The sequence below is a fragment of the Thioalkalivibrio sp. ALgr1 genome, from assembly GCF_000378285.1.
Lineage (GTDB): Bacteria > Pseudomonadota > Gammaproteobacteria > Ectothiorhodospirales > Ectothiorhodospiraceae > Thioalkalivibrio.
This window is the reverse complement of the sequence record NZ_KB905133.1, coordinates 670,443-684,314: the sequence shown is the minus strand read 5'-3', so window position 1 is coordinate 684,314 and position 13,872 is coordinate 670,443. Positions and strand designations below refer to the sequence as shown.

Annotated in this window: 16 protein-coding genes; 2 read left to right on the top strand and 14 right to left on the bottom strand. The window is 67.9% G+C overall.

What is annotated here, in order from left to right:
* The first annotated feature begins 35 nt into the window (after positions 1 to 35).
* Positions 36 to 1,502 carry a D-alanyl-D-alanine carboxypeptidase/D-alanyl-D-alanine-endopeptidase gene (dacB, locus tag F466_RS0107595; RefSeq protein ID WP_018993775.1) on the top strand — a complete coding sequence of 489 codons (1,467 nt, stop codon included), beginning with the start codon at positions 36 to 38 and terminating at the stop codon, positions 1,500 to 1,502.
* Positions 1,503 to 1,531: 29 nt separating this feature from the next.
* Here dacB and F466_RS0107590 read toward each other — a convergent pair whose 3' ends face one another.
* Positions 1,532 to 2,137, bottom strand: coding sequence for a DUF2459 domain-containing protein (locus tag F466_RS0107590; protein ID WP_018993774.1), 606 nt, complete (start codon positions 2,135 to 2,137; stop codon positions 1,532 to 1,534).
* A gap of 195 nt (positions 2,138 to 2,332) precedes the next feature.
* Here F466_RS0107590 and F466_RS0107585 point away from each other — a divergent pair, with 195 nt between their 5' ends.
* On the top strand, positions 2,333 to 2,824 hold the full coding sequence (locus tag F466_RS0107585) for a YhcB family protein (protein ID WP_018137738.1): 492 nt from the start codon (positions 2,333 to 2,335) through the stop codon (positions 2,822 to 2,824).
* 114 nt (positions 2,825 to 2,938) lie between these two features.
* On the opposite strand, the gene F466_RS0107580 is transcribed toward F466_RS0107585, so the two are convergent.
* The 13 genes from F466_RS0107580 to F466_RS0107520 form a co-directional block, all read right to left on the bottom strand.
* Complete coding sequence (locus tag F466_RS0107580) at positions 2,939 to 3,334, bottom strand: hypothetical protein (protein WP_018137737.1); 396 nt, start codon at positions 3,332 to 3,334, stop codon at positions 2,939 to 2,941.
* A gap of 110 nt (positions 3,335 to 3,444) precedes the next feature.
* The gene (locus F466_RS0107575; protein WP_018174592.1) at positions 3,445 to 4,185 is read right to left on the bottom strand and encodes a glycosyltransferase family 2 protein; all 741 of its coding nucleotides are present in this window, start codon (positions 4,183 to 4,185) and stop codon (positions 3,445 to 3,447) included.
* 9 nt (positions 4,186 to 4,194) lie between these two features.
* A complete protein-coding gene (fabG, locus tag F466_RS0107570; protein ID WP_018137735.1) occupies positions 4,195 to 4,917 on the bottom strand; it encodes a 3-oxoacyl-ACP reductase FabG in 723 nt (240 codons plus the stop codon).
* Positions 4,914 to 5,369, bottom strand: coding sequence for a hypothetical protein (locus F466_RS0107565; protein ID WP_018993773.1), 456 nt, complete (start codon positions 5,367 to 5,369; stop codon positions 4,914 to 4,916). The genes fabG and F466_RS0107565 overlap by 4 nt, the downstream gene beginning before the upstream one ends.
* 50 nt (positions 5,370 to 5,419) lie before the next feature.
* A complete protein-coding gene (locus F466_RS0107560; RefSeq protein ID WP_018993772.1) occupies positions 5,420 to 6,196 on the bottom strand; it encodes a beta-ketoacyl synthase chain length factor in 777 nt (258 codons plus the stop codon).
* On the bottom strand, positions 6,193 to 7,377 hold the full coding sequence (locus F466_RS0107555; protein ID WP_018993771.1) for a beta-ketoacyl-[acyl-carrier-protein] synthase family protein: 1,185 nt from the start codon (positions 7,375 to 7,377) through the stop codon (positions 6,193 to 6,195). Before F466_RS0107555 ends, F466_RS0107560 begins: the two co-directional genes overlap by 4 nt.
* A gap of 38 nt (positions 7,378 to 7,415) precedes the next feature.
* Positions 7,416 to 9,806, bottom strand: a complete 2,391-nt coding sequence (locus tag F466_RS0107550) for an MMPL family transporter (RefSeq protein WP_018993770.1) — start codon at positions 9,804 to 9,806, stop codon at positions 7,416 to 7,418.
* On the bottom strand, positions 9,807 to 10,361 hold the full coding sequence (locus tag F466_RS0107545) for a LolA-related protein (protein WP_018649061.1): 555 nt from the start codon (positions 10,359 to 10,361) through the stop codon (positions 9,807 to 9,809). It lies immediately after the preceding gene.
* A gap of 46 nt (positions 10,362 to 10,407) precedes the next feature.
* The gene (locus F466_RS0107540) at positions 10,408 to 11,307 is read right to left on the bottom strand and encodes a lipid A biosynthesis acyltransferase (RefSeq protein WP_018993769.1); all 900 of its coding nucleotides are present in this window, start codon (positions 11,305 to 11,307) and stop codon (positions 10,408 to 10,410) included.
* Positions 11,304 to 11,630 carry a hypothetical protein gene (locus F466_RS0107535; protein WP_018174596.1) on the bottom strand — a complete coding sequence of 109 codons (327 nt, stop codon included), beginning with the start codon at positions 11,628 to 11,630 and terminating at the stop codon, positions 11,304 to 11,306. The genes F466_RS0107540 and F466_RS0107535 overlap by 4 nt, the downstream gene beginning before the upstream one ends.
* A gap of 3 nt (positions 11,631 to 11,633) precedes the next feature.
* Positions 11,634 to 12,974, bottom strand: a complete 1,341-nt coding sequence (locus tag F466_RS0107530) for an AMP-binding protein (protein ID WP_018993768.1) — start codon at positions 12,972 to 12,974, stop codon at positions 11,634 to 11,636.
* A complete protein-coding gene (locus F466_RS0107525; protein ID WP_018993767.1) occupies positions 12,971 to 13,585 on the bottom strand; it encodes a hypothetical protein in 615 nt (204 codons plus the stop codon). The genes F466_RS0107530 and F466_RS0107525 overlap by 4 nt, the downstream gene beginning before the upstream one ends.
* Complete coding sequence (locus F466_RS0107520) at positions 13,582 to 13,854, bottom strand: phosphopantetheine-binding protein (protein WP_012981895.1); 273 nt, start codon at positions 13,852 to 13,854, stop codon at positions 13,582 to 13,584. Before F466_RS0107520 ends, F466_RS0107525 begins: the two co-directional genes overlap by 4 nt.
* Between the last annotated feature and the right edge of the window lie 18 nt (positions 13,855 to 13,872).

Here is a 13,872-nt window from a genome sequence, read left to right as displayed (position 1 = left end):
GTCGATCCGGTGTCTGCTTCGGGATGGTAGCTTCGATGCGCAAGTGTTTTTTCTGGTTCTCCCGACGGTCGTTCCGCCGGGCCTTGTCTCCCTGGACGCTGTGTGTCGCGCTGTTGCTGGCCGTGCAGCCGGCGCAGGCGCAGTTCGAACACCTGCCTGCGCCACTACAGCGGGCAATCCAGGCCCAGGGGCTGTCCCCCGACTCAGTGGGTCTCTGGGTGCAGCGGGTCCCGGACGGGGCCGTGCTGGCCCGGCTGAATGCCGATACCCCCTATAACCCGGCCTCCACGGTCAAGCTGGCCACCTCGCTGGCGGCCCTGCACGAACTCGGCCCCAACTACACATGGACGACCGAGATCTGGGCCACCCGCCCGATCCAGGACGGTGTACTGCGTGGGGACCTGGTGATCCGCGGGACTGGCGATCCGGGTATGGTGAGCGAGGAGTACTGGCGCATGATCGGCGAGCTGCGCCGAACCGGGCTCAAGCGCATCGAGGGCGATGTGATCCTGGATGCCAGCCACTTCCAGCTCCCGAATGGGAACCCTGGAGACTTCAACCGTCAGCCACTGCGGGCGTACAACCAGCTGCCGTATGCCCTGCACGTGAATTCCAATTCCCAGCGCTTCCACGTGCGTCCCGAGCGCCGCGGCAACGGCATCGACGTGGTGGTCGATCCGCCGCTGCCCGGGCTCGAGGTCGTCAACCGTCTGCAGCCGACCCGAGGGGGGTGTGGCGAGTGGCAGCGGGGTATCCAGTTCAATGTCGATCAGGACGCCCAGCGGGTGACCTTTTCCGGTCAGTACCCGGTGAATTGTGGCAACTACGAGATGTTGCGCTCGGTACTCTCGCCGGAGGCCAATCATGCCGAGATGTTTCGCATGGCCTGGGATCAATGGGGCGGCGAACTGACGGGCAGGGTGCGTACCGGCGTGCTGCCCGTGCTGCATGACGAGCCGATTGTGCGCCATCGCTCGCGGCCCCTGTCCGATCTGATCCGGGTGTCCAACAAGTGGAGCTCGAATGTCATGAGCGATCACTTGCTGCTGACCCTGGGGGCGCGCAAGAACGGCCCGCCCGCGACGATGGATAAGGGGCGCGAGGCCCTGGTCGACTCACTGCGCGATCTGGGGGTGGATGTCGGCGGTATGGTGGTCGACAACGGTTCGGGCCTCAGCCGCGATGCCCGCATGACCGCGCGCCAGCTCGGCGAGATCCTCGAGGCGGGCTGGAAGCACCCGCATCGGCCCGAGTTCCAGTCGTCCCTGGCCCTGTCGGGGCTGGACGGTACCCTGCGCAACCGTTTCCGCAATGGCGACCTGCGCGGGCAGATGCACCTGAAGACCGGGCACATCAACGAGGTCTCGGCGGTGGCGGGCTATGTCCGCACGTCCAGCGGCGATGACGTGATCGTCACAGTGCTGGTGAATGGGCCGCGTGCGCATATCGGGCATGGGCGCAATCTCCAGGATGCGGTCCTGGAGTGGGCGCACGGGCTCTAGGGAAACACCGATCTCAGGGTTTCCCTGGTTTAGCGGGTTTCGACCTGCCAGTTCGAGAGCACCGGTTTCTTCGATACCTCGACGTCCAGGCTCTCCAGCCACTGGGCGACCACGCGGTTCGAGTTGTGGCGCAGGGTGTAGGCATCCGGATGGTGGACGAAGCTCATGCCCCAGGCCGCGGAGTCGACGCGCTCGTCGGCCCCTTCTTCCCATATGGCCTCCAGCTTTTCGATCAGCGCCTGCGCCCGCGAGGCGGGGACCTCGATGTGGTGGATGTCCTCCAGCGGGACCCGCAGACCCCCGCGCACGGCAGTGTTCAGGTCGGCGCCCTCAAGTTCCTGGCGCCCCAGTGCTGCACGGGTCGAGGCGAAGACGGCCGCGAGCATCGCGCCCGGTCCGGTATTGCGTTCGACATAGAACGACCAGTCGCCATAGGAATAGCGCAGCCAGTGCCCGGGCGGCTCGGTCGGCAGCACCAGGCTGGAGTGGCGGCCATGGTCGAGTACGGCCACGGTCACCGGGTCTTCGGGCTCCGCCGGGGCCTTGAGTGTGGTCGGGGCGCAGCCGGACAGCAGCCCGGCCAGGCCGATGCCCAGGATCAGGTATAGCCAGTGTGTGGTCTGCCTTGGGCGCATGGTTCGGGGGCCTTTGGCTGTGTGTGTCGACGATCGCGACAGCCGATCGCATCGTTGTCCGTCACCCGTTCGGGCGGGTTCCATTGACGCGGTTCGCGTTGAGCGAGATTAGCATGGCCGGGAATGGGGGCGGCGAGTGCGTTCGCGACGGTCGTACGGCACAATGGCGACCGTGTTTCCTCGCGGAAGGTGACAGTGGAAGATCAAACGGCAGTCGGGCTGTGGACGGCCCTCGGGATTCTGGCAATCGTGGTGGCCGGTCTGGTGGGCTTCTGGGTCGGCCGCGTGACCAGTGACGAACGCAAACTGATCCGCGAGCTGGAGGAAGAGCTGGATCGGCGCATGCAGGAGCTGACGCGCTATCGCGGTCAGGTCAACGATCACTTCGATCGCACCGCTACCCTGTTCGCCACCATGGCCGGTTCCTATCGCGACCTCTACCACCACCTCGCCCAGAGTGCGGAGGAGTTGGCGGACAAGCCGACCCGGGACCGTCTGGAGGATCGTGCAGGACGTCTGTTGTCGAACGTGCCGAATCGTGATTACGGCGACAGTCCGAGTGAGGGCCGCGGTCACCGTGAACGCGACTCGGAGCCGGAGGGCGATGCACCCGACCGGCGCTACGAGAGCGACTACCGCGAGTCCTCCGACACCGAGCAGTCGCCGTCGCGTCCGCGGGTCGATTAGGCGGGCGAATACTCCTTCCGCTGGCGAGGTGTAATCGCGGGAGCGGACGAAAGAAAGGCCGGGCGTATGCCCGGCCTTTCTGTTTGTCGGGGTGGCTATACGGGGGTAACGGGATTAGAGCGCCGAGATTTCCGCGCGGATCTGGTTGTCCAGATTCTGCACCCAGTTGTTGTAGTTCGGGTGAATGCGGCCATCCTCGTAGTCGAGGTTCGAGCTGTCCTTGTAGCGGATGCTGTACGCCCCGTCGCTGTAGGGGATCTCGACCACTGCAATATGGTCGCGCAGCGACAGCCGACCTTCGAGCAGGCCGGGCTCGGTTTCGCTCATCTGCCAGCCCAGTGCCGCGCCGGCATTGCGGATCGCCTGTTGCATCTGCTCAGCGTTCGGGCGCTCGCCGTGCACATCGGTGACTGTGGTGTCGCTGACATCATGCACCGGTGCGGTACCGCGGCAGCCCGCGAGTACGAGTACGCTGGCCACGAGCAGGATCAGCAGGAGTCTTGCAGACATTGGTGTCGTCCTTGATGGTGGATGATCACCTCGCAGTGTAGGCAGCGTGACCGCGAATTGCCATTCCCGCCCTGGAAAAAGGTTTGTGAATCCGACCCTTGCGGTGATTTTCAGGGTCTGCGCAGCAGTCCCAGGTGCCTCAATAGACCGAGCGGGTGCAGGCCACGTGCCAGCAGGCGCAGGGCGACCATCTGGATAATGCGCAGGGTGTCGGTGGCGGCCCGAAAATGGCTGGCGCGGTGCTGGTCCGGATAGATGCAGCGCACGGGCACCAGGGTGACCGGGAAGCCCAGGCGTTCGGCCTCGATCAGGGCCTCGCTCTCGAATACGAAGCTGCGGCGCGCGCCATGGGGTAGTTGCAGTTGCTGCAGCAGTGCTGCCGGATACAGACGAAAGCCGGACTGCGAATCGCGCAGGGGTTGCCCCGAGGCCCAGCCTATCCAGAAGTCGGCGGTGCGGTTGCCGAACAGGCGCAGAGGGGGCGTTGTTTCCCGGCCCTTGAGCCGTGCCCCGATCACCAGATGATGGGGATGAGCGTGCCCGGCGGCGATCAGGTTCGGGATCTCCGAGGCATCGTGCTGGCCGTCCGCATCCAGCGTGATGATGGCATCCGCTCCCTGTTCCAGGGCGTACTGCATGCCCGTCCACAGCGCGTTCGCCTTGCCACGGTTTTCCGGCAGCCGCAGGACTTCAATCACCCCGGGTTCGGTTGGGACGCGGTCGGCAGTGCCGTCTCGCGAGCCGTCGTCGACCACGATTACCCGGTCGACATGGGCTCGCGTGGCCGCGACGACCGCGGCGATCGTGGGGGCCTCGTTATGGGCCGGTATCAGTGCGTGGACGGCCGCCATCGTCTCGGGTCAGGCCAGCGCGCCATTGATGCCGATCACCTGGCCGGAGACATAGCCGGCCTGCTCGGAGGCCAGATACGCCACCAGTCCGGCGACCTCCTCGGGGCGTCCGGCGCGCTGCGCGGGCACCATGCGCCTGATCGTCTCGGCGTCGAAGCTGGACTCGCTCATCGCGGTCTCGATAATCCCCGGCGCGACCGCATTGGCCGTGATGCCGCGCGACCCGACCTCCTGCGCCAGCGAGCGGATGGCCCCGTGCAGTCCCGACTTGGCCGCGGCGTAGTTGGCCTGGCCGCGGTTGCCGACCACGCCGGCCACCGAGGAGATCGCAATCACGCGCCCCCAGCGGGTCGTGATCATCGGCAGCAGCAGTGGCTGGGCCACGTTATAGAACCCGTTCAGCGCGACATCGATCGGGCGGGCCCATTGTTCCGGGCTCATGCCGGCCAGCGGGGCGTCGTCGTGCACGCCCGCGTTGTGCACCAGGATCTGCACCGGCTGCGCAGCCGCGACGGGCTCCAGCTGCGCCCGCGCGGCATCGGCGTCGGTGATGTCGAAGACCAGGACATCCGCCTGACCGCCGTCGGAGTGAATCTGTTCGGCCAGATCCCAGGCGGGGCCCGGGTTGCGGTGTGCGTGCAGCAGGACCTCGCAGCCGCTATCGGCCAGAGCCCGCGCGATGGCCTGGCCGATGGCGCCGCTGGCGCCGGTGATCAGTGCGCGATGGCTCATGTCGGGGTGTCCTCGGTTTGCAGGATCACGGTCGCGCGCGCGGACAGGACGGGCTCGCCGTCGGCCGATACCTCGAGATCATAGATGGAGCTGTTGCGATCCGACATCACGCTGTGGGCTGTGATGTCGAGGTCCGCGTTCAGGTCGTCCAGCAGAGTCCGGTGCACGCGCAGGTTGCGGACCGCGGCCAGGAAGCCGGCCTTGGGTGGTCCGGCATCGGCCAGCAGGGCTCCATGCACGGCCATCGCCTGGGCGCCGTACTCCAGCGCCGACAGGGCCGGGAGCCCGGTGGTGTTGCGCAAGGGATTTTCGGGAGCGCGGTGGCTGATGGCGCGGCAACGGATCGCCTGTTCGTCCCATTCGACCACGGCCTCCAGCAGGCACATCGCGCCTGCATGCGGCAGCAGGCGGCAGATTGCCTCGTGGTTCAGTTGGGGGCTGGCGGCCTTCATGCGGGATCGTCCTGATCCGTTGTTAATGCGAGAGGCGAACCACCGGGAGATCAGGGCGTGACGCGGATCTCCAGTGATCGTCCCAGCGGCGCGGCAAGCGTAACATGACCGCCTTCGCCGCGCGCGAGCACCTCCAGCAGGGGCAGGGCGCGGGCGGCGGGGTTGGTGCCGCGCAGGGCCTCGAGTGAATCCTGGCGGCAGGGGGTGGGATCGCCGCCTTCTCCCAGCGCCAGCTCGAGTGTGGGCCGCCCGGCGCCCGCGGGACTCAGGCGCAGGCCGACGGCAAACGGCTCGGTGATGGGGCGTACACGCCGGAATGTGACCATGGATGCGACATCGTAGGCGGCCAGCAGGACGTCGCCACCCTCGGCCTGCAGTAGCGTGGCGGCCTCCAGCAGCCCTGCCGCCAGCGTCGCATTAAACCCGGAGATGGCCGTTGCCGGGGCCGGATTCGCGGTCGCGATCGACCAGTTGCCGGCCGGTGCGTTGTGGACCGAGTTATGGAACTGCACGGGCGAGACCATGGGCTCCGCCTGTGTCAGGGCCTCGCAGATACGGTCGATGATATCCATATCTCCAGAGGACGAGGCGAACACCGAGCGCAGCTGGCTGCGGTCGCAGTCGGTCGTGGCCTCCTCCGCGACCTTCAGCGCCAGGCGAATCGTGTCCGTCGTGCGGCGGCGCTCGTTGGCCGGCAGCAGGGTGGTCGGCGGGATGGCCACCGGCGCCCGCTCATGGGGTTCCTGCCCGGCGAGGATGTGGCGCGCCGAGGCGAAATCGGCCAGCCCCGGGCCCAGCAGGCCGATGGCCGCAATACCAACCTTCATGCGGCCTCCAGCAGCAGGCTGCAGTTGTTGCCGCCAAAGCCGAATGCGTTCACCAGTACGTGCCGGATGTCGCGTTCCTCAGCGGCCCCTCGGGCGTCCAGTTCAAGCCCCGGGTCCAGGTGGTCGAGCCCCGCCGTAGCGGGCACGAAGCCCCGCTCCAGGCTGGCCAGTGCCTGCGCGACCCCGACGGCGCCGGCCGCCCCGAGGGTATGGCCGGTCAGGCCCTTGGTGCCGGTGGCGCGGCTCTTTGCGCCAAACAGGCGCGCCAGGGCGCGCGCCTCGGAGCGGTCGTTGGCCGGGGTCGCGGTGGCATGCATGAGCACATAGTCGATGGCCTCGGCGGACCGCTGTGCCCGCGCGAGGGCCTGCTCCATCGCGCGCGCTGCACCGAGTCCTTCCGGATGCGGGGCAGACATATGGTGGGCATCGCTGGATTCGCCGTGGCCGACCAGTCGAGGGCCGGCGGCGTGGCTGTCGGCCCTCTCCAGCAGGAAGAATCCGGCGGCCTCGCCGATCGAGATGCCGGCGCGTTCGGCATGCAGCGGGCGGCAGGGTCCCGGTGCCACGAGTTGCAGCGCGTTGAACCCGTGCAGCGTCATCCCGCAGAGGGTGTCGACACCGCCGACCACCGCGGCATCGCAGAGCCCGGCCGCAATAAAGCGTTCGGCATCGGCAAAGACCTTGGCGCTGGACGAGCAGGCCGTGGAGACCACCATCGCTGGTCCCCGCAGTCCGAGCCGGGTGCCGACGAAATCGGTCAGCGAGAACATATTCTGGGTGTGCTGGTAGTCGTAGTCCGGTGGCAGGTCCCCGGTGTCCGGGTCGCGGCGGTGGTAGGCCTGCTCCGTCGCGGCGATCCCCGAGGTGCTGGTCCCCATCAAGACCGCAATGCGTCCGGCACCGTAGCGTTCGCGCGCGATCTCGACGGCCTCGATGAAGCCATCCTGGCGCAGCCCCAGCTCGGCCAGCTGGTGGTTGCGGCACTGGAATGGGGCCAGGTGATCCGTCAGCACGATGTCCTCCACACCCGCCACGCGCCCGATGTGGGTGTCCAGCTGTACGGAGTTCAGGTCGCAGGCGCGCAGCCCGCTATGCCCTTTTTGCAGTGCGTCGGCATTGGCCTGGCGGCCAGTTCCGGTGGCGGCGGTCAGGGTGTGGGCGGAGATTACGAGTGGATTCATTCGGCGGGCTGCGATTGGCGGGACTGTTGGCGGTGGGGTCAGGGATTGTTAGTGCCTACTGTACGGCGCGACAGGGGGGGCTGCGCCAGAAGCGCGGCTGCGAGAAAGGAAAATACCACGCCCAACACCACGGTGAGCCCCATGGCCCGCAATACCGGAAGACTGGAAAGGGCCAGCAGGCCAAACACGGCCACGGTGGACAATGCGCAGATGCTGACCGAAGCGGCCGTGTTCTGCCGTGCCTTCAGGTCTCTCAGCGGGCGGCTGAAAAATACGGCGTAGTCCAGGCACAGGCCAACGATCAGCAGCAGCGCGATCAGATGGAAAAGGGACAAGGGAATCCCGAGCAGGATCAGCGCAGCCACGGTCAGGACCAGCCCGCTCCCTACCGCGGTCAGGATGCGCAGGCTGCGCCCGGGTGCGCGGGTGACCAGCAGCAGCAACAGGGCGACGGCCACCACGCCGAGGGCCAGCCGCTCCAGTGCCTGATCGCGGAATCCGCTGACCAGGTCCTCCGAGGCGCGCAGGAAATCCACGTGCTGCACGCCCACATCGGCCAGGGCGGGCAGGTCCGCTAGCGGCTCCCGCTGCAGCCACTGCCTCACCGCGGTTGCATCCTCCATGCCGCTTAGCCGTACCCAGGCCATCCAGTCGCCGCGGGCCTCGTCCGGCATCAGCAGGGTGCCTGTCGTCTGACGCAGCGGGCCGTCGGGCAGTGTGCCCGGGCTCAGCGGCTCCAGGTCACGGGTCCGGGCTACATCCTCCAGAAAGGGATCGAAGGCATCCGTGCGAAAGCCCAGCCCGTCGACGGCGGTATCCAGCCGTTCGCGCAGGGTGTCCGTGGCGGGCAGGGAACCCTGGCGTGCGCGCTGCAGTGCCTGGCTCGGCAGGGCCTGGGCCGCATGGTCGTAGGCGGTCAGCGCCCCCTGGTTGCGCAGATCTTCAAGGCCCGGGGTCAGTGCCTCGGCGGCCTGCAGCGCCCGTTCGGGGTCGGGTGCGGTGATCAGCAGGGCATGGCGGATATCCGGAAGCCCCAGGGCGTGGCGCAGTTCGCGGTCGCGGTCGATGTGTTCCTGCGGCACCGGATGCAGTGCGCCCAGGTTGTCCTCCCAGGGGAACGGGTCGGCGCTGGCGATAACCACCAGGGCCCCCAGCACGGAGGCGGCCAGGAGCCAGCGCGCCGTCACTGGCGGCTGCGTCAGAGCGGTCGGTATCGGCAGGCGGGCCGGGGGTACCCCGTCACGCTGCAGCGCCTGCGGCATCAGGCGGGGCAGTACCCAGCGCGTGGTGATCGCGGCCACGCCGACGCCGGTCAGCACGAACAGCCCGAGCTGGGCCATGCCGGAAAACCCCGTGATCGCCATCAGCGCGTAGACCAGTGCCGTGCTCCCGGCACCCAGGCCAATCGCCGGCCACAGCTCGCGCGCCACGCCGCGCATCCCGTCACTCGGGGGCTGCCGGCTGTGCGCGAACAGGTGCAATGGGTAGTCGAGCGCGATGCCCAGCACGGTAATGCCGAACGCCAGTGCGATCCCGTGCAGGTGGCCGAATACCACGGTCACGACCGCCGCCCCGGCCAGGATGCCGGTGGCCAGCGGAACGGCCGCGAGCCAGACCGGGTGGGGGTGGCGGAATACGACCAGCAGGAGTGTGGCCAGGGCCAGGCTGGCGGCCAGGCTGAAGGTGGTGATCTCGCCGCGGATGCGCCCGCGTGATTCGACCGCAATCACCGCGGGCCCCGCGACGAGCAGGTCCAGATCGTCCGTGTAGTCGGCAAAGGCCTCGTCCAGTGCCTTCAGGAGCGACTCCTGACCGTCCAGGTCCATGCCTTCGGCCGCGCTGTGCAGGACCAGCAGGGCCCGATCGCGCTCGGGGTCGACCCAGACGCCGTGGCTGTCGCGTTCGCCCCCGCCACCGGCCTGTCCCAACTGCTCGAGCACCACCAGTGATTCGCCCGTGGGGTCGCGGCCGATCAGTTCCCGGGGCATCAGCGGGGCGGCACTACTGAGGTCCTCCCGGCGTTCCCCGAGCCGGTCGCGCAGGGTGTCGACCGAGAAGCGCTCCGGGGTGACCTCGGGGCTCAGGAGATAGCGGTGCTCAAGCAGGAAATCCAGGGCGGGGTCATCCGGGTCGAGACGCCCGTTGTGGATCTCCGCGACCGCGGGGTGGTCGCGCAGCGCCTGGACCAGATGGTCGCTGGCATCCGCGCGTGCCTGGCTGTTCCCGCCTTCGATGCCCAGCAGCAGGACCTGTCCGGCCGGGCCGCCCCCGGGGTCCAGCGCAATCCCGGTCTCGGTGACCGGCTCCGGGGTGAAGCCCTGGAGGTCGGTGACCAGTTCGCCCCGCCACAGCAGGATGCTGGCTGCCACCAGCAGCCCGATCAGCCAGAGTGCCGGTCCCGGTGACAGGGGGAAGCGATTCGGCACCAATCAGTCGCCGTCTTGCGGATCGAGCTGCATGCGGCTGTGGCGCCCTCCGGATTCCTCGGTGTCCAGACGCAGGAGGGCACCGCCCTCGCCCTGGAGGTCGAGTCCGAGGATCATGCGACGAAGGGCGCGGTCACGCGGGGTGAGTTCCAGCCTCCAGGCCTCCAGGTCGCCTTCGGTCTCGACCTCGAAGTGTTCTTCCAGTCCCTCGCGTTCCCCCTTGGCGAGGGAGCGGAACAAGGCGGCAAACGCGGCCAGGCCCGGCTGCTCGTCCAGGTCCACCTCGCGGCTGGAGCCTCGGCGCTCCACGATCACCTGGCGTCCCTCGATCCGCACGCGTTCGCCGCCGTCGCCATCCATCCGGCGCTCCAGGGTGTCCGGTGGCTCGAACACCAGCGTGCCGGTCCGGGTCTCCGGGAATTCGAGCAGGGGGTCCTGGCGGGTTTCGCGAAAGTCGATACGTGAAGGCGGATTGTCGGCCAGTGCCTCCAGGATCTGGTCCAGTGTGTCGCCGGAGGTCTCCGCCTGTGCGAACAGCGGGCAAGTCAGCAGGAGCACCGCCAGGGCCAGTGCCCGGACCCCGGGCAGTTGCCGGAAGCAAGGCTTAGCGAGACGAGTCATTCCAGAAATCATAGAAGTTGAACCAGTTGTACGGGGCCTCGCGCACGCGTGCCTCGAGGCGATCGGCGTAGCGTTGCACCCATTCGGCCAGGGCCTCTTCGCGTCGGCCGCGGGGCGCCTCGATGATGTCGGCAAAGCGTTCAAAGACGATATCGTAGCGATTGCCGCCGCGATAGAGGCCGAAGCACAGGATGACCGGGACCTTCAGAACGGCGGCCATTAGCAGGGGGCCCTGGGGAAAAAAGGCCCGTCCCCCGAGGAAACGACATTCGACCATCTTGTCGCTCTCGGCCACGCGATCGGCCAGGGTGGCCACAATCCCCCCTTGTTCCAGGCAGTCGCGTGCGTGCAGCAGGGTCTCGGTATCGCCCAGGGGGATGACCGTCGCGGCGATCTCGGGGTTGAGCGCCTCCAGCAGTTGGGTGATGCGCTGATTGTGATTGCGGTACATCAGCACGCGAACGGGAAAGTCGTTTTTGCCGACCGCGAGTACCCGCAGGGCTTCGAAACTGCCCAGGTGTGCCCCCAGCAGCAGGGCCCCGTGGCCACTTTCGACATGTTCGAGGAAGATCTCGCGATCGTGAACCTGAAGATCCAGGCACTCGTCCTTGCCGGCCAGCAGGAAGACGCGGTCCAGGATCACGGCCGCGAAGCTGTGGAAGTGCCGGGCAATCTCGCGCAGGCGCGGTTCGCGTCCGAGCACGCGGCGCAGGTAGTCCCGGCTGGACCCCCGGGACTTGGGAGCGAACAGAAGAAAATAGGCGGTTATCGGGTACAGCAGTACGCGCCCGGCCGGTCGCCCGAGATGCAAGGCAACCCACAAGATGATGCGCAGCGCCAGGGGGGACCCTCGCTCCCCCTGGCTGAACCACCCCCGGCTCACGCCGGTTGTCCGGCGTCGTGCAGTTTCAGTTGCCCGCTACACAGGAGTTCGGGGGGCTCCGTACCGTCGCGGATAACGCGGAATGCGCGCAGGCCGCTGGTACCAGGGGGGTCAATCTCCACCCGGAAATCGACCTCCGGGAGCAATGGCGCCAGGAACTTGGCCCGTGGCAGGGCGGCCACCGGCCCCAGGCCGCTTGCGCGCGCGACGGCGACCACTGTGTCCAGGATGACCACGCCCGGTACGACCGGCTGACCGGGGAAATGCCCGGGCAGTGAGGGGTGGCTGGCCGGGATGCGGCGCGTGGCAATGATTGGGGCCATTGTTCAGGCGCACTGACCGTGCTGATCCAGCAGGTCCAGCAGGACCTGGCGCGGGAGCTTGCCCGTCGCGCTGCGGGGGAGGGCATCCACCATCACCAGGGGGCGCGGAAGGAACAGCGGGTCCGTGGTTTCGGCCAGGGCCGCCAGGATCTCGGCCTCGGAGCGCTCCGGGGCGACCACGATCGCAGCCAGACGGGCAGTCCCGCTGTCCTGTCCGGGGTTGGGCGGGATGAACACGCCGTCCAGTACGCCGGGGATGGCGTTCAGGCGCCGGTTCAGCTCGGCAAGAGAGGCGCGCTTGCCGGCGATATTAAGCTGATCCGCCAGGCGCCCGCGCATGCGGAAGCGCCGGGCATCTTCCCGTTCGATGCGGTCGGGCAGGGGGACTGGTGCCGGGTGCTGGGGCCCCTGTACTGCCACCCGGTCGCTGTCCTGGGTTGTCAGGGCAATCCCGTCATAGACCGTCCACAGGGGCTCCCGGGCCGTCTCGCGGCTGGCGATGGCCCCGGCCTCGGTGCAGCCGTAGATCTCGCGGACGGTCGTGCCAAACAGTGTTTCCGCGGCCCGTGCCCGGTCTTGTTCCAGTGGGGCGGTGGCGCTGAGGATGCGCGCCGCTCTGGGCCAGGTCAGCCCCGCCCGCAGGCAGGCGTCCAGGTGAAACGGGGTCGTGACGAGGTTTGCCGGGGCATGCTCGGCCAGGGCCTGGCGGATATCGTCCGGGAAGAACGGGCGCTCGGCCAGCAGCGTGCAGGGGCCGAGCAGGGCATACAGCACCGTGGACTCCAGGCCGTACATGTGTTGTGCGGGGACCGTTCCCACCAGTGTTCCCCCGTCGGCATCCAGTCCGAAGCGGCGCAGGGCCTGTGCGGTCACGACGTGAAGGCTGTTCCAGCTCCTGCTGTGGGCAGTGGGCTGTCCGGTGCTGCCCGAGGTATAGGCATGCACCGCCATCTGATTCGACGGGATCTCGGGGGTCGCACCCGCATTGTGGGCGTGCCCTGTCCCGTCCGCGGTGACGGGAATGACGGGGATGGTGACACTGAGGTCGCGCTCGTCCACCAGTGCGTGCGCGCCGGGATGACGCTCGGCGATCTCGCTCAGGGTCGTCCGGGCGCGGTTCGGGGGGAGGATGTTAGTGCCCCCGCGCAGCAGGATCGCGGCAAACGCGACGGCAAAGCGATAGCGATCCTCGCACAGGTTGAAGTGGGCTCCACCGGCCGGGATTCGCCGGGCGAGGGCGCGGACATCCGCCAGAAACGCGGTCCGCGAGACACAGCGTCCTGCCACCCAGGCCAGTGGCGTTGGGTGGTCGGCAATCAGCGCTTGCGTGTTCGAGTCCCTCATCGTTGTCTCAGGATGTGGCGGTGGTCGGCGCGTGCCAGCGCGGCGAGGTAGGGCAGGAAACCCGCCCGTGGTTCGTCGCACAGGAGCCAGCGCCGTAACGGATATTCCAGCATGAACAGCGCCGCCAGGAACAGATAGTTGATCCCATTTGCGAACAAGGCCCAGGTGGTGGTGGATACCGCCACCGCCAGTACCGCCGACAACAGGGCGAGTCCACCGCACAGCAGGGCCCAGGCGGCCGTCAGCCGCCGCGTATAGCGATGCACCGGCGTGCTGTCGGAGGCGCCCATGGCCAGCGCATACCGGGTGATCAGGGGTGTGGAACCCGGGCGCAGAGAGCGGGCAAACAGCCATGCCAGGCCCCCCTGGATAAGCACCGGTACTGCATAGATCAGCCATTTTCCGGCCGGCTCGGTACCCAGAAGCAACACTAGCACGGCCAGCACCAGGGCTATCACCCCCCGGCCGAGCACGGGCAGGGCCGGCCAGGCGAGGACCAGTATGAGCAGCGCCAGCCACGCCAGTGGCAGTCGCGGCAGCTCCAGGAAGCTGCCCGCGATCACGGCCACCGGGTAGCCCAGGGCTACCACGGCGGCGAGACGGGTACTCACGACGTGGCTCGGTGCGCCTCGATATGGGCGGTCAGGGCCCGCAAGGATGCGAAGATCTGGCGGTTGTTCTCGTCATCGGAGCGGATCTGCACGCCATAGGCACGCGAGATGGCCAGCGCCAGCTCCAGTGCATCGATCGAGTCCAGCCCAAGCCCCTCGCGGAACAAGGGGGCCTCCGGCTCGATGTCCTCGGGGCTGACCTCTTCGAGATTCAGACTGTCGACGATCAGCCTGGCGACTTCCTGTTCCATTGCGGTTTGTGCTGCCACGTCTCTCCCCTAAATAGC

Coding starts and splice junctions, on each gene's coding strand:
- dacB (WP_018993775.1), top strand. CDS start 36: ATGCGCAAGTGTTTTTTCTGGTTCTCCCGACGGTCGTTCCGCCGGGCC.
- F466_RS0107590 (WP_018993774.1), bottom strand. CDS start 2,137: ATGCGCCCAAGGCAGACCACACACTGGCTATACCTGATCCTGGGCATC.
- F466_RS0107580 (WP_018137737.1), bottom strand. CDS start 3,334: ATGTCTGCAAGACTCCTGCTGATCCTGCTCGTGGCCAGCGTACTCGTA.
- F466_RS0107575 (WP_018174592.1), bottom strand. CDS start 4,185: ATGGCGGCCGTCCACGCACTGATACCGGCCCATAACGAGGCCCCCACG.
- fabG (WP_018137735.1), bottom strand. CDS start 4,917: ATGAGCCATCGCGCACTGATCACCGGCGCCAGCGGCGCCATCGGCCAG.
- F466_RS0107565 (WP_018993773.1), bottom strand. CDS start 5,369: ATGAAGGCCGCCAGCCCCCAACTGAACCACGAGGCAATCTGCCGCCTG.
- F466_RS0107560 (WP_018993772.1), bottom strand. CDS start 6,196: ATGAAGGTTGGTATTGCGGCCATCGGCCTGCTGGGCCCGGGGCTGGCC.
- F466_RS0107555 (WP_018993771.1), bottom strand. CDS start 7,377: ATGAATCCACTCGTAATCTCCGCCCACACCCTGACCGCCGCCACCGGA.
- F466_RS0107535 (WP_018174596.1), bottom strand. CDS start 11,630: ATGGCCCCAATCATTGCCACGCGCCGCATCCCGGCCAGCCACCCCTCA.
- F466_RS0107530 (WP_018993768.1), bottom strand. CDS start 12,974: ATGAGGGACTCGAACACGCAAGCGCTGATTGCCGACCACCCAACGCCA.